This is a genomic window from Actinocorallia aurantiaca, assembly GCF_039533685.1.
In the GTDB taxonomy this organism is placed as follows: Bacteria; Actinomycetota; Actinomycetes; order Streptosporangiales; family Streptosporangiaceae; genus Actinocorallia; species Actinocorallia aurantiaca.
This window is the reverse complement of sequence record NZ_BAAATZ010000034.1, coordinates 217,525-231,418: the sequence shown is the minus strand read 5'-3', so window position 1 is coordinate 231,418 and position 13,894 is coordinate 217,525. Positions and strand designations below refer to the sequence as shown.

General features: G+C 70.1%; 12 protein-coding genes. 1 reads left to right on the top strand and 11 read right to left on the bottom strand.

From position 1 onward, the window contains the following. Complete coding sequence (locus ABD327_RS33705; RefSeq protein WP_344456951.1) at positions 1-762, top strand: SDR family NAD(P)-dependent oxidoreductase; 762 nt, start codon at positions 1-3, stop codon at positions 760-762. A gap of 199 nt (positions 763-961) precedes the next feature. On the opposite strand, the gene ABD327_RS33700 is transcribed toward ABD327_RS33705, so the two are convergent. From ABD327_RS33700 to ABD327_RS33650, 11 genes are all read right to left on the bottom strand, one after another. Next, positions 962-2,515: an AAA-like domain-containing protein gene (locus ABD327_RS33700; protein ID WP_344456949.1), complete on the bottom strand. Its 1,554-nt coding sequence runs from the start codon at positions 2,513-2,515 to the stop codon at positions 962-964. A 94-nt stretch (positions 2,516-2,609) separates the two neighbouring features. Further along, positions 2,610-4,160: an AAA family ATPase gene (locus ABD327_RS33695; protein WP_344456947.1), complete on the bottom strand. Its 1,551-nt coding sequence runs from the start codon at positions 4,158-4,160 to the stop codon at positions 2,610-2,612. 40 nt (positions 4,161-4,200) lie between these two features. Then, complete coding sequence (locus ABD327_RS33690) at positions 4,201-4,968, bottom strand: enoyl-CoA hydratase/isomerase family protein (protein WP_344456945.1); 768 nt, start codon at positions 4,966-4,968, stop codon at positions 4,201-4,203. Position 4,969: 1 nt separating this feature from the next. Beyond that, entirely contained in the window at positions 4,970-6,058 is a 1,089-nt protein-coding gene (locus ABD327_RS33685) for an acyl-CoA dehydrogenase family protein (RefSeq protein ID WP_344456943.1), read from the bottom strand. Then, positions 6,045-6,956 (bottom strand): acyl-CoA dehydrogenase family protein, encoded by a 912-nt coding sequence (locus tag ABD327_RS33680; RefSeq protein ID WP_344456940.1) that lies wholly within the window; start codon positions 6,954-6,956, stop codon positions 6,045-6,047. Before ABD327_RS33680 ends, ABD327_RS33685 begins: the two co-directional genes overlap by 14 nt. Beyond that, complete coding sequence (locus tag ABD327_RS33675; protein ID WP_344456938.1) at positions 6,934-8,337, bottom strand: class I adenylate-forming enzyme family protein; 1,404 nt, start codon at positions 8,335-8,337, stop codon at positions 6,934-6,936. Before ABD327_RS33675 ends, ABD327_RS33680 begins: the two co-directional genes overlap by 23 nt. Before the next feature lie 153 nt (positions 8,338-8,490). Then, positions 8,491-9,684 (bottom strand): cytochrome P450, encoded by a 1,194-nt coding sequence (locus ABD327_RS33670; RefSeq protein WP_344456936.1) that lies wholly within the window; start codon positions 9,682-9,684, stop codon positions 8,491-8,493. A 73-nt stretch (positions 9,685-9,757) separates the two neighbouring features. Next, positions 9,758-10,810, bottom strand: a complete 1,053-nt coding sequence (locus tag ABD327_RS33665) for a CaiB/BaiF CoA transferase family protein (protein WP_344456934.1) — start codon at positions 10,808-10,810, stop codon at positions 9,758-9,760. Next, entirely contained in the window at positions 10,807-11,763 is a 957-nt protein-coding gene (locus tag ABD327_RS33660; protein WP_344456932.1) for an LLM class F420-dependent oxidoreductase, read from the bottom strand. The genes ABD327_RS33665 and ABD327_RS33660 overlap by 4 nt, the downstream gene beginning before the upstream one ends. A gap of 57 nt (positions 11,764-11,820) precedes the next feature. Next, on the bottom strand, positions 11,821-12,222 hold the full coding sequence (locus ABD327_RS33655) for a cobalamin B12-binding domain-containing protein (protein WP_344456930.1): 402 nt from the start codon (positions 12,220-12,222) through the stop codon (positions 11,821-11,823). Continuing rightward, positions 12,222-13,799 (bottom strand): methylmalonyl-CoA mutase family protein, encoded by a 1,578-nt coding sequence (locus ABD327_RS33650; protein WP_344456928.1) that lies wholly within the window; start codon positions 13,797-13,799, stop codon positions 12,222-12,224. The genes ABD327_RS33655 and ABD327_RS33650 overlap by 1 nt, the downstream gene beginning before the upstream one ends. Positions 13,800-13,894: the final 95 nt, after the last annotated feature.

Genomic DNA, 13,894 nt, shown 5'->3' with positions numbered 1-13,894 from the left:
ATGCAGATCAACGGATGCTCGGCGCTGGTCGTGGGCGGCGCGGGAGGCCTGGGCGAGGCCACCGTCCGCCGCCTCCACTCCGCGGGGGCGAAGGTCGTCGTCGCCGACCTCGCCGACGAGAAGGGCAAGGCGCTCGAGCAGGAGCTGGGCGTCCGCTACGTGCGCACCGACGCCACCAGCGAGGAGGACGTCCTGGCGGCGGTGGCCGCGGCCGAGGAGGCCGGGCCGCTCCGCATCTCGGTGGACACCCACGGCGGCCCGGCCATCGGCGGACGGCTCATCGGCCGGGACGGGCAGCCCCTGAGCCTCGACGGATTCCGGCAGACCATCGAGGTCTACCTGACCGGCGTCTTCAACGTGATGCGCCTGGCCGCAGCCGCCATCGGCAGGCAGGAGCCGGTCGACGGCGACCGGGGCGTCATCATCAGCACCGCGTCGGTCGCGGCCTACGAAGGCCAGATCGGCCAGCTCCCCTATGCCGCCGCGAAGGGCGGCGTGGTGGGCATGACGCTCGTGGCCGCCCGGGACCTGTCCCCCCTCGGCATCCGCGTCGTCACCATCGCCCCGGGCACGTTCCTGACCCCCGCCTACGGCAAGGCCGGCGACCAGCTCGAGGCCTACTGGGGCCCCCAGGTCCCGCACCCCAAGCGCATGGGCCGCTCCCCCGAGTACGCGTCCCTCGTCCAGCACATCTGCGAGAACGACTACCTCAACGGCGAGGTCATCCGCCTCGACGGAGCCCTCAGGTTCCCCCCGAAGTGACCCCGAACACGACGACGAAGGGCCGGTCCGGGAGCGCCGATCCCTGACCGGCCATACCGTTCACCCGTCGCCGCGAGTCCAGCGGTGGCGCGCACGGCGGAGCCCGTTCGTCGAAAAAGCGGAACGGCTTGGACACGGGAGGGTCCGGACCGTCCGGTACCGCTCACGTCCGCCCCCTGAAGGGCACCGTCGACCGGGTTCAGATGCGGAGCAGGATGATGGTGCGGCCGGACGGGCTGGGGGTCTCGGTTATGGACGGAAGTTCGGAGCATTGGTCGAACACGACGAGGGTTCCCGAGGGCAGGCTCAGACGGTCGAGGTAGCCGTCCAGCTGGACCAGGCCCTGGGTGACCGGATCGGGGCGGCCGGGTCGGCGGACCTTCAATTCGACGGCCTCCCATTGCTGGGAGCGGTCGGGCAGATACCAGCGGACGAAGATGTCGATGCGGCCGCTGCCGACGGCGTATTCGCGGTCGATGAGGCCGCCGCCATTGACGACGCGGTGCAACCACCCCATGAACACCAGCTGGCAGGCCGCTTCCGAATACGTCTGCTGACGGGCGAGGATCTCACCGTTCAACCGCCAGAAGTCGACGAACTCCGTGAGGCACTTTCCGAAGTCCAGTCGGCCCTGCGGGGTGACGAACGAGCGGGGGTCGACATTGATGTTGCTTTCGACGTGGCCGGTGAGGACACGTGCGATGACCTCCTGGTAGATCGGGTTGGCGATCTGGATGTAGTGGCTCTGTCTGATCAGGCCGAGGTCGCGAACGTAGGACAGGTCCTCGTCGTAGGTCGGGCCGGTGGTGGTCTCGGTGCCGGCGAGCATCGGTTCGACGATGCGCTTGACCCGTGGTTCGTGCAGCCGGGCGACCAGGGAGTCCAGATGCGTCGCGCGGGCGACGATCAGGCGCTCCACCGCCTCGTCCATGTGCCCGTCGGTGACCGGCTCGGACACCGGCACCCGCATCTTGTCGACGACCTCACGAGCCAACGCGTTCACCAGCCAGGGCTGGCCCTGGCTGGCCTCGAAGGCGCGCTGGACGGCCTCGGGTGAGAACTTCTGACCCGTGGCCTCGGTGTGCTGCTCGTACAGCTCCGCCACCTGAGCGTGGGTGAAGTCATCAAGACGGATGGAATCGACCTTGATGTTGAACGGACTGGACGTCCCCAACCGATCAGGATCGCCACCCGAGGCGGCCTTGTAGTCGCGGACGTCCCGCATCCCGCACAGCACGATGGAATGAGGGAACTTCCCCCGCGAACGCAGCCGGTGACCGGTTCGCAGCTGGCTCAGGACACTGACCAGGATGTCGCCGGTCAGTGTGTCGATCTCATCGAAGAACAGCACCAGCGGAAGAGGACAGCGAACCGCCCAATCCCGCAGCGCCATGCCCAGCCGGTTACCCGGTACCGTCTCCGGCCATGGGTCGGGCGGGCGGAACTCCGGCGCGAGTTCCGTGTTCTCGGCCGCTTCCGCAATGATCCCGAGGAGCTGCGCCTCCGCGTCCCCGACCGTCTCCGCGGTCCTCATCTGCTCGCAGGAGAACGAGACGACGACGTACTCCCCCTCGGCGTTGAGCGTCCTCGCCAGAGTCTCCAGCACCGTGGTCTTCCCCGACTGCCGCGGCGCGTGCACCACGAAGTAGAAGCCCCGCTCGATGTACTCCCGCGCCTCGGGCAGCCGGGGCTCCGGCGGGAGCATGTAGTGCTCGGCCTCAAAGCAGGGACCGGTCGTGTTGAAGTACCTCACGCTCCGCACACTACAGGTCGACGTTCCGTGGCTTATCGAACTCTCGTGCCGTCCGCAGCAGCCCCAGTACTTCCGGAGAGCGGAACGACCGGGTTCAGATGCGGAGCAGGATGATGGTGCGGCCGGAGGGTCCGTTGGTATCGGTGATGGACGGGAACTCGCAGCTCTGGTCGAACACCACCAGCGTGCCTTGGGACAAGCCGAGGCGGTTGAGGTAGCCGTCGAGTTGGATCAAGCCCCGGGTGGTGGGGTCGGGCCGGCCCCGGCGGTGGACCTTGAGTTCGACGGCTTCCCACTGCTCGGTGCGGTCCGGCAGGAACCAGCGGACGAGGAGGTCGATGCGGCCCCGGCCCACGGCGTACTCGCGGTCGATGAGGCCGCCGCCGTTGACGACGCGGTGCAGCCAGCCCATGAAGACCAGCTGACAGGCGGCTTCGGAATACGTCTGCTGACGGGCGAGGATCTCACCGTTCAACCGCCAGAAGTCGACGAACTCCTCCAGGATCTTGTCGAAGTCCAGGCGGCCTTGCGGGGTGACGAACGAACGAGGATCGACGTGGATCCGGTCTTCGACGTGCCCGGTGAGGACCCGGACGATGACCTCCTGATAGATCGGGTTGGCGATCTGCAGCGGGCGGCCCTGCTTGACCAGGCCGAGATCACGAACATAGGAGGCGTCATCGTCGTAAGCCGGATCGGTGGTGTCGTCCGTGCCGGCGAGCATCGGTTCGATGATGCGTTTCACCTGCGGCTCGTGCAGCCGAGCGACCAGGGAGTCCAGATGCGTCGCACGGGCGACGATCAGACGCTCCACAGCCTCGTCCATATGTCCGTCGGTGATCGGCTCGGACACCGGCACCCGCATCTTCTTGGTGATTTCGCGGGCCAGTGCGTTGACCAGCCACGGCTGGCCCTGGGTCGCTTCGAAAGCGCGCTGGACCGCTTCGGGTGAGAACTTCTGGCCGGTGGCCTCGGTGTGCTGCTCGTACAGCTCCACCACCTGCGCGTGGGTGAAGTCATCGAGGCGAAGAGACTCCACCTTGATGTTGAACGGACTCGACGTCCCCAACCGGCTCGGATCACCGCCCGAAGCCGCCTTGTAATCGCGCACGTCCCGCATCCCGCACAGGATGACCGAGTACGGGAACTCGTCCCGCTCTTCACTCTGGTAACCATTGCGCAGCTGGCTCAGCACGCTGATCAGGATGTCGCCCTGCAGCGAGTCGATCTCGTCGAAGAACAGCACCAGCGGGAGCGGGCAGCAAATCGCCCAGGCCCGCAGTGCCTCGTACAGCCGGTTGCCGGGTCTGGCGTCCGGCCACGGGCAGGGCGGGCGGAATTCCGGCGCGATCCTCCCCGCGGCGGCCATCGCGAGGATCTCCAGGAGCTGGCCCTCGGCAGCCTCAACGGTCTGCGCGATGCGCACTTGCTCGCAGGAGAACCAGACGGCGACGTACCTCCCCTCGGCGTTGAGCGCCCGGGCCAAAGTCTCCAGCACCGTGGTCTTCCCCGACTGCCGCGGCGCGTGCACCACGAAGTAGGAGCCCTCCTCGATGTACTCCCGCGCCTCGGGCAGCCGGGGCTCCGGCGGGAGCATGTAATGCCTGTCCTCCCGGCAGCGGCCGGTCGTGTTGAAGTACTTCACGCTCCGTACGCTACATGTTGACAGTATGTAATTACGGGGATCAGCCTTTACCCGCGGTCAGTTTCTCGATGATGGCGGCGAAGTCGTCCGTCTGGAACGACTGGTGTTCGGCCGTCATCGCGAAGTCGAGGGTGGCCAGGACCGCGCGTTCCAGATGGAGGTTGAGCAGGCGCTTGGTGCTCTCGACGGCCTGGCGGGGCAGGGCCGCGATCTTCTTCGCGCAGGCCAGGGCCTCGGCCATCGGGTCGGCCACGACATGGTTGGCCAGGCCCATCTGGACGGCGCGTTCGGCCGGGATGCGGGCGCCGGTGAGGGCGTACTCCTTGGCGAGGAGCAGGCTGGTGTGCAGGGGCCAGGTGAGCGGGCCGCCGTCGGCGGCGACCAGGCCGACCTGCACGTGGGGGTCGGCGAGGTAGGCGGTCTCCGCCATGTAGACGATGTCGCTGAGCGCCACCAGGCTGCAGCCGAGGCCGACGGCGGGGCCGTTGACGGCGGTGACCACGGGGACGCGGCAGCGGGCCATGCCCAGGACGAGGTCGCGGCCGTGCGCGATGGTGGAGGCGCGCAGGTCGGGGTCGTCTCGCAGTTCCTTCAGGTAGGAGAAGTCGCCGCCCGCCGAGAAGGCCTTGCCGCTGCCGGTGAGGACTGCGGCGCGGGCGGCGCGGTCCTCGCTGAGCTGCGGCCACAGCTTGGCCAGGCCGGTGTGCAGGGAGTCGTTGACGGCGTTGAGGGCCTCCGGGCGGTTCAGGGTGATGATCCGCAGGGGGCCGTCCTCGCGGACCTCGATCTCCTTGGGGACGTCGTACATGTCAGGCTCCCAATCCGAGGATGCGCGAGGCGATGATGTTCTTCTGGATCTGCGAGGTGCCGCCCATGACGCTCTGGGCGCGGCTGTAGAGGTAGGTGCTCAGGAGTTCCGGGTCGCCGGTGCCGGCCACGGCCAGCGCGGCGTGCCCGACGGACTGCTCGGTCCAGGTCATGAGGAGTTTGTCCAGGGAGCCGTCGGGGCCGTGTTCGACGCCGTCGAGCCGTTCGGACAGCCGACGCCGTACGTGCAGGCGCAGCATCTCGGCCTCGATCGCCGCCCAGACCAGCGCCTCCGGGGCCTCGCCCTGGACGCGGGACACCAGTTGGCGGACGGTCTTGCCGTAGCGGGCGGAGTAGCCCAGTTCGGCGGGTTCGCGCTCGTGTCCGACGATCGTCATCGCCAGTCTCCAGCCTTCGCCGGGCGCGCCGACCATCCGGTCGGCGGGGACGCGTGCGCCGTCGAAGACGACCTGGCCGAACTCGGTGGTCACCCCGTTCATCATCCGCAGCGGGCGCTGCTCGACGCCCGGCTGGTCCATCGCGACGACGAAGCCCGACAGGCCCTTGTGGCGGGGCGCGTCCGGGTCGGTGCGGGCCAGCAGGAGGCACCAGTCGGCGACGTCGGAGTAGCTCGTCCAGATCTTGTGACCGTGGAGGATGTACTCGTCGCCCTCACGGACGGCGGTGGTCGTCAGGGAGGCCAGGTCGGAGCCCGCGCCGGGCTCGCTGAAACCCTGGCACCAGCGCTCGGTCCCGTCGATCATCCCGGGCAGGAAGCGGTTCCGCAGTTCCTCGCTCCCGTGCCTGCCCAGGCCCTGCATCAGGTAGCCGAGGCTGGGCCGGGGCGGGGCGCCCGCGCGGGCCAGTTCCTCGTCCAGGATGACGTCGTAGACGGGGGGCAGCTCGTGGCCGCCGTACTCCTTCGGCCAGGACAGGCCGAAGAACCCGGCGGAGTAGAGCGCCTGGTGCCACTCGCCCTGCCTCCTCCAGTATTCGTCTCCCGAGGTGGGGAACCGTCCGGCCGTCTCCCCGAGCCAGGACCTCAGCCGCGCCCGGAAGGCGGCCTCCTCGGGCGAGTCACGAAAGTCCAAGGTCGATCTCCTTCAAGCGCACGGGGAACAGGTCGGTGGAGGTCAGCGCCCGCCGCAGATACACGTGGGCCAGGCACTCCCAGGTGTTGCCGATGCCGCCGTGCACCTGCACGGACGTCTCGCAGATGGTCCGAGCGGCGCGCGTGCAGTAGGCCTTGGCGATCCGGGCGGCGTTGACGGCCTCGGCGGGGTCCAGCTCGTCGACGGCCCACGCCGCGTGCCGCAGGACGCTCACCGAGCCTTCGATCAGGGCGAGGGACTCGGCCAGCAGGTGCGCCACCGCCTGGTAGGAGCCGATCGTCCTGCCGTACTGCGCGCGGACCTTCGCGTAGTCGCAGGCGAGTGCGTGCGCGCCGCGCGACGTGCCGACGAGGTCGGCGGCCGTGGCGACCAGCGCCAGCGCGTGCCAGCGGAGGGCGTCCTCCTCCGCGAGTTCCCCGGCGGGATCCAGGGGGCCGATGACCTCGGCGGTCCGGCGGGTCAGGTCGGCGCCGGGGACGAGCGAGCCGACGCGACCGGCGAGGAGCCGGGTGCCGTCCAGCGTGACGACCCGCTCGCTTCCCTTGGCGTCCAGGGCGGCGGCGCCCACCGCGACCGTCCACGCCTCGGAGGGGTCCACGGCGCCGGTGCGCCTGCGCAGGTCGTCGGCGAGCACCGGGCCGAGGAAGGGCGCGTCGACCAGCCCGCGCCCGAACTCCTCGGCGACGACGGCGACCTCCACGCCGGACGCGCCGTCGGAGCGCATGGTCCGCCAGCCCGTTGCGGCCACCGCCTTCTCCAGGCGGGCCGCCCGGTCGGCGTCGTCGAGGTCGAGGACGGAACCGGGCCCCAGGTCGTCGGCCAGCCGGGCGGCGGCGGTCCGCAGTTCCCGCTGTTCAGTGGTCAGACGTGCGTCCATGACGCTCCTTGAGGACTCGGCGCAGCACCTTGCCGGAGGGCAGGCGGGGGATCTCGGGCACGAGCAGCACCTCGCTGGGCCGCTTGTAGGAGGCCAGGCGTTCGCCGACGAGCGCGATGAGCTCCTCGGGTCCGACCGGGGCGTGCGTCGCGACGGCCGCGACGATCGCCTCCCCGCTCGCGGCGTCGGGGACGCCGAAGACCGCGCAGTCGGCGACGGCGGGATGCCCGTGCAGGACCGCCTCGACCTCGGCGGGCGCCACCTGGAACCCGCGCACCTTGATCATTTCTTTGGACCGGTCGGTGAGCCGTACCCAGCCGTCGGCGTCGACGCTGCCGACGTCGCCGGTGCGGTACCAGCCGTCGGTGAACGCGCCCTCCGTGGCCTCCTCGGGCAGGTAGCCGGCCATCAGCGACTCCGCGCGGGCCTGGATCTCCCCGGTCTCGCCGGGTGCGACCGGCTCACCCGTGTCCAGCGACACCACGCGCAGTTCCACGCCGGGCCCGGCGCGGCCCGCGCTGTCGAGCCGCGCTCCCTCGATCGGGTTGCCGGCGATGACGGGCAGTTCGCTGGCCCCGTAGGCGGGCAGCCAGGAGACCCCGGTGCGCCGGGTGACGGTCTCGGCGACGCTCGGCGTCACCGGCGTCGCGCCCCACATGATGTAGCGCAGTGACGAGAGGTCGTAGGACTCGAGTTCCGGGTGGGAGGCCATGGCCAGCGCGATCGGCGCGACCGCCATCTCCACGGTGATGCGGTCGGCCTCGATGTGGTGCAGCATCCGGTCCAGGTCGAACCGGCGGTGCAGCCGCAGCCAGGCGCCGGTCTGCAGCGCGGTGATGATGTTGAGGATGCCGAGGATGTGCGAGGGCGGCGTGGTGACCTGGATCCGGTCGTCCGCCGTCAGCTCGAGCACCTGCCGCCAGTGTTCGACGGCCGCCCCGAACGAGGCGTGCGTGTGCCGGACGGCCTTGGGCATCCCGGTCGTGCCCGAGCTGAACACCAGCACGGCGTCGGACTGCGGATCGTGCTCCACGGAGGGCGCGGGCCCGGACTCGACCGGATCGTCCAGGTGCAGCATCGGCATCAGCTCGGCCAGCACCGGATGGTCGCCCACCGCGTGCGACGGGCGCGTGATCGCCAGGGCGTGCTCGGCCTCGGTCCGCTTCCACGCGGGGCTGAACAGCACGACCGCGGCTCCCGCCCGCCAGACCGCCTGCACCGCCACGACGAACTCCGGCCGGTTCGACGACATGAGCGCGACCCTGTCCCCCGGCCGCACCCCCCGCCGCACCAGCGTCCCGGCCATCCCGTCGGCCATCGACCTCAGCTCGGTGAGGCCGTACTCCCGCTCCTCGAAGACGAGCGCGACCCGTTCGTTCATGTCGTGTCCTCGCCACACGCTTCAGGCATGCACACCATTGAGAGGCTCCCATTTCATCAATGAGAATTATGTTCTCATATAAACAGAACATTCATACCAGAACGGGTCCCCTCTGCCGAGACCTCCCGGCTCGGGAACCCGTTCCGTCGCGGGTCAGTCGATGAGGAGCGGGAGGGTCTCCCAGCCCCGGACCGTGGACGTCTGCCCGAGCTTCGCGTCGTCCCAGTCCACCTCCCACGTGGGGAAGCGCTTGAGGATCTCCTCCATCGCGACCCTCCCCTCCAGCCGGGCCAGCGCCGCGCCCAGGCAGTAGTGCCCGCCCAGGCCGAAGGTCAGCTGCTGGCCGGTACCGCGGTGGACGTCGAAGCGGTCGGGTTCGGCATGACGCCGGGGGTCCCGGTTGGCGGAGCCCACGATGAAGAGCAGGGCGCTGCCGGCGGGCACCGTCCGGCCGTGGAACTCCGCGTCCTCGTTGACGTACCTGGCGATGGAGTGCCCGGTCGGCTCGTAGCGCAGGATCTCCTCGATGGCGGCGGGCACCAGGGACGGATTCTCCACGAGCTCGCGGCGCTGGTCGGGATGCCGGGCCAGCACGGCTCCGATCCAGCCGATGAGCCGCCCCGTCGTCTCGTTCCCCGCGGCCGCGACGACCGTGACGTAGGTCAGGACCTCGTCGCGGGTGAGTCTGCGGATCTCGCCGTGCTCGTCCTCGAACTCGGCGTTCAGCAGGTCGGTCATCAGGTCGTTCGACGGGTGCTCCCTGCGCCAGTCGATGTACTCGCCGAAGGCGTCGCTGGTGAGGTTCTCGGACCCCTTGAAGTCCATCTTCCCGCCGTCCTCGGTGCGCAGGGCGTCGTCCGCCATGTCGCGGATGGCCGGCTGGTCGGCCTCGGGGATGCCGAGGAGCATGCCGATCACGCGCATCGGCATCTCGGCGCCGACCGCTTCGATGAGGTCGAAGCGGCCGGCGCCGACGAGCGGGTCCAGGACGTCGGTGCAGAACCGCCGCACCTGCGGCTCCAGCATGCCGATCCGCCGCGGGGTGAAGACCCGGGAGAGCAGGCGGCGGTGGATGTCGTGGACGGGCGGGTCCTCGAAGATGAGGGTGCCCGACGGGATCTCGAACCCCGACTGGATGATCTCGAGGATGTCGCCGCGGGACGAGGAGAACGCCTTCCAGTCCGGCAGGCCGCGCTCGCAGTCGGCGAAGCGGCTGACGGCGTAGAAGTCGTACTTCTCGTTGTAGTAGAGCGGCGCCTCTTCCCGAAGCCGCCGGTAGATCGGGTACGGGTCCTGAGCGAGCTTCGCGTCGTAGGGGTCCCAGTAGATCTCGTCTCCGGTCTCCACCTGACTGTACCTCCAGGAATCGTATGGATCGTGCCTTTCTCGACGTGCAAAGTCCGATCGCTCGCAGGGGCGGTCAGGGAGAGCCGGACAGGTCCCCGTGCTCGCCGAGGCGGGGCGGCGGCCGGTAGTCGGGCTCGTAGCCCGCGACCTTGATGGAGCTGCCGACCAGGCGGAAGCCGCCCGCCTCCACGACCATCTCGGGGGTGGCCTCCAGCGCCTCCGGCAGCGTCCGCACGGCCGCGGCGGGGACGCCCGACGGGCGGAGCCTCGCCTCCCAGGAGGCCGCGGTGTCGGTGGCCAGGGCCTTCGCCACCACGGCCAGGACCTCCTCGCGGCGCTCGGCGCGCTCGGCCATCGTGGGGAAGCCCTCGATGCCGGCCTCGGACGCGAACGACTTCCAGAAGCCGTCATGGGTGACGAACAGGGCCAGGTGACCCTCGGCCGTCGGGAAGAGCTGGGCGGGCACGTAGTAGGAGTGGGCGCCGAAGGGCAGGCGCCTGGGCTCCGAGCCCTCGTTGAGGTGGGCCGACGCGCGGTAGTTGAGCTGGGAGAGCATCACGTCCCGCAGGGAGACCTCCACCTGGCCGCCGCGTCCGGAGACGATCTGGGCGAGCAGGCCGAGCGCGGCGGTCAGGCCCGAGGAGTTGTCGGCCGACGAGTAGCCGGGCAGGGTCGGCGGCCCGTCCGGGTCGCCGGTGAGGGAGGCGACGCCCGTGGAGGCCTGGACGACGTAGTCGAAGGCCGGGTCGTCGCCCGCGTCCAGCCCGAAACCGGTGAGCGCGACGCACACGACGCGCTCGTTCCAGCGGCGCAGGGCCTCGTAGGTGAGGCCGAGGCGGCGGATCGCCGACGGCTTCAGGTTCACCAGCAGCGCGTGCGACTCCGCCACGAGCCCGCCCAGCCGCGCCTGCCCCTCCTCGGAGCCGAGGTCGAGGCTGATGCTGCGCTTGCCCCGGTTGAGGCTGGCGAAGTAGGCGTCGCTCACCTGACGGGAGATGTCCCCGCCGGGGGGTTCTATCTTGGTGACCTCGGCTCCGAGGTCGGCGAGCATCATCGTCGCGTAGGGGCCTGCCAGCATGTGGCCGACCTCCAGGATCCTGATGCCCGCCAGCGGTCCGGGGCTCACCGGAAGTCCTTCGCGAGCTCGGAGATCATCTCTCGGGTCCGGTACTTGGAGGCGACCAGTTCGTCCCGGGTGTCGCCGATCGGCAGCAGGCGCACCGACAGGTCGGTGACACCTGCGTCGGCGAACCGCTGGAAGCGTGCCGCGATCGCCTTCTCGTCACCGGCCGCGCACAGGTCACCCACGTCCCTGGCGTCGCCGTACTCCAGCAGCTTCTGGTAGTTGGGCGAGATCTCCGCCTCGCCCAGGATCCGGTTGGCGCGCTCGCGGGCCTCGTCGACCCGGGAGGGTTCGCACAGGCAGACCGGGACTCCCGCGACGATGCGCGGGGCCGGGCGTCCGGCCTCCTCGGCCGCCTTGGTGATGCGCGGCACGACGTGCTCGGCGACCGCCCGCTCGTCGGCCATCCACAGCACCGTCCCGTCGGCGTGCTCGCCGGCCAGCTTCAGCATGACCGGGCCGAGCGCGGCGACCAGCACCGGCATCGGGGACACCGGGCCGAGGTCCAGCGGGTTGTGCACCTTGAACGTGCCGTTCTCCACGTCCACCGGACCCGGGCCGTTCAGCGCCGCGCGCAGGACCTCCAGGTAGTCGCGGGTGTAGGCCGCGGGCTTCTCGTACGGCAGGCCCAGCATGTCCTGGACGATCCAGTGGTGGGACGGGCCGACGCCCAGCGCCAGCCGTCCCCCTGCCGCGGCCTGCGCGGACAGCGCCTGCCGGGCCAGGGCGATCGGGTGCTGTGCCTGGAGCGGCACGACCGCCGTCCCCAGTTCGATGCGCGAGGTCCGCGCGCCCATCAGGGCGACCGCGGTCAGCGCGTCGAAGTCGGTGGGGACCTGCGGGATCCACGCGCTGTCCATTCCCGCGGACTCGGCCCACTCAATGTCGGCGAGCAGCTTCGCGACCTTGCGTGCGCCGTCCCCCCGCTCCGCCCCGATCATCACACCGATCCGCACGGTTCCTCCAGGTTCTCAGCTGTTCTCGGTTTCGCTCCTCGCACGGGACGCGGAGGATCAGGGTGAGGCGGGGGCGGAGGTCAGCTCGCGGATCTCCGCGACCAGGACGTCCAGCGGGGTTCCGGTCGGGAAGACGGCGGCGGCGCCCGCCTCCTTCAGCTTCGGCACGTCGGCCAGGGGGATGGTCCCGCCGACGATGACCGCGATGTCCCCGGCGTCCGCGGCCCGGAGCGCCTCCACGGTCCTGGCGGTCAGGGCGACGTGCGCTCCGGACAGGATGCTGAGGCCGACGACGGCCACGTCCTCCTGGAGGGCGATCGCCACGATGTCGTCGACCTTCTGCCGGATGCCGGTGAAGACCACCTCGAATCCGGCGTCGCGCAGGGCGCGGGCGACGATCTTCGCGCCGCGGTCGTGGCCGTCCAGGCCGGGCTTGGCCACGAGGACTCTGGTCGGCATCAGAACACCACCGGCTGCTGGAACTCGCCCCAGACGTCCCTGAGCGCGTCGACCATCTCGCCGACCGTGCAGTAGGCGTTGGCGCAGTCGATCAGGGGGCCCATCAGGTTCTCGGTGCCCTCCGCCGCGCGGGACAGGGCGGCGAGGGTGTCGCGGACCGCCGCGGAGTCGCGTTCGGCCTTGACCTTGGCGAGCCGCTTCAACTGGCGTTCGCGGCCTTCGGCGTCCAGCTCGTAGGTCGCCAGGTCGGGCGCGGGCTCGTCGGAGGTGAAGCGGTTGACGCCGACGACCGGCTTCTCCCCCGCCTCGATCTGCCGGTGGACTTTGTAGGCCTCGTCCGCGATGAGGCCCTGCAGGTAGCCGTCCTCGATGGCGCGGACCATGCCGCCGTGCCGTTCGAGGTCCTCCATGATCTCGATGATCTTCTCCTCGGTGGCGTCGGTGAGCGCCTCCACGAAGTAGGAGCCGCCGAGCGGGTCCGCGACGCGGGTCACTCCGGTCTCGTAGGCGAGGATCTGCTGGGTGCGCAGGGCGAGCGTCGCCGACTCCTCGCTGGGCAGCGCGAACGGCTCGTCCCAGGCCGCGGTGAACATCGACTGGACGCCGCCGAGCACCGAGGCCATCGCCTCGTAGGCGACCCGGACGATGTTGTTCTGCGCCTGCGGGGCGTACAGGGAGGCGCCGCCGGACACGCAGCCGAAGCGGAACATCGACGCCTTGTCGGAGGACGCCCCGTAGCGCTCCCGGACGATCGTCGCCCAGCGGCGGCGGCCCGCGCGGTACTTGGCGATCTCCTCGAAGAAATCGCCGTGCGTGTAGAAGAAGAAGGAGACCTGCGGCGCGAACTGCTCGATCGTCATCCGGCCGCGCTCGATGACGGTGTCGCAGTAGGTGACGCCGTCGGCGAGGGTGAAGGCCATCTCCTGGACGGCGTTGGCCCCGGCGTCGCGGAAGTGCGCGCCGGCCACCGAGATCGCGTTGAAGCGCGGCACCTCGGCGGCGCAGAACTCGATGGTGTCGGCGATGAGCCGCAGGGACGGCTCGGGCGGCCAGATCCAGGTGCCGCGCGAGGCGTACTCCTTGAGGATGTCGTTCTGGATCGTGCCGGTGAGCTTCTCGCGGGGCACGCCCTTGCGTTCGGCGGCGGCCACGTAGAAGGCCAGCAGGATCGCGGCGGTCCCGTTGATGGTGAAGCTGGTGCTGATCCGGTCCAGGGGGATGCCCTCGAACAGGACCTCGGCGTCGGCGAGGGTGTCGATCGCGACGCCGACCCTGCCGACCTCCTCGCCCACCTCGGGGTCGTCGGAGTCGTAGCCGCACTGGGTGGGCAGGTCGAGCGCCACCGACAGGCCGGTGCCGCCCTGCTCCAGCAGGTAGCGGTAGCGCTGGTTGGACTCTTCGGCGGTGCCGAAGCCGGAGTACTGCCGGAACGTCCACATCTTCTTCCGGTAACCGGAGGGGAAGTTGCCGCGGGTGAAGGGGAAGCCGCCCGGGTCGGGCGGCTCGGCACGCCGGTCCGCCGGTCCGTAGACCGGCTGGAGGGGGATGCCGGACGAGGTCTGGGCGAAGTCGTTCATCGCTGGATACGCTACTTGCAAAAAACGAGAATGCCAATACCGCTCTAGAGAATCAGATGGCGTGAAACGCGGCGCCGACCTGCGCGGGGGAAGCA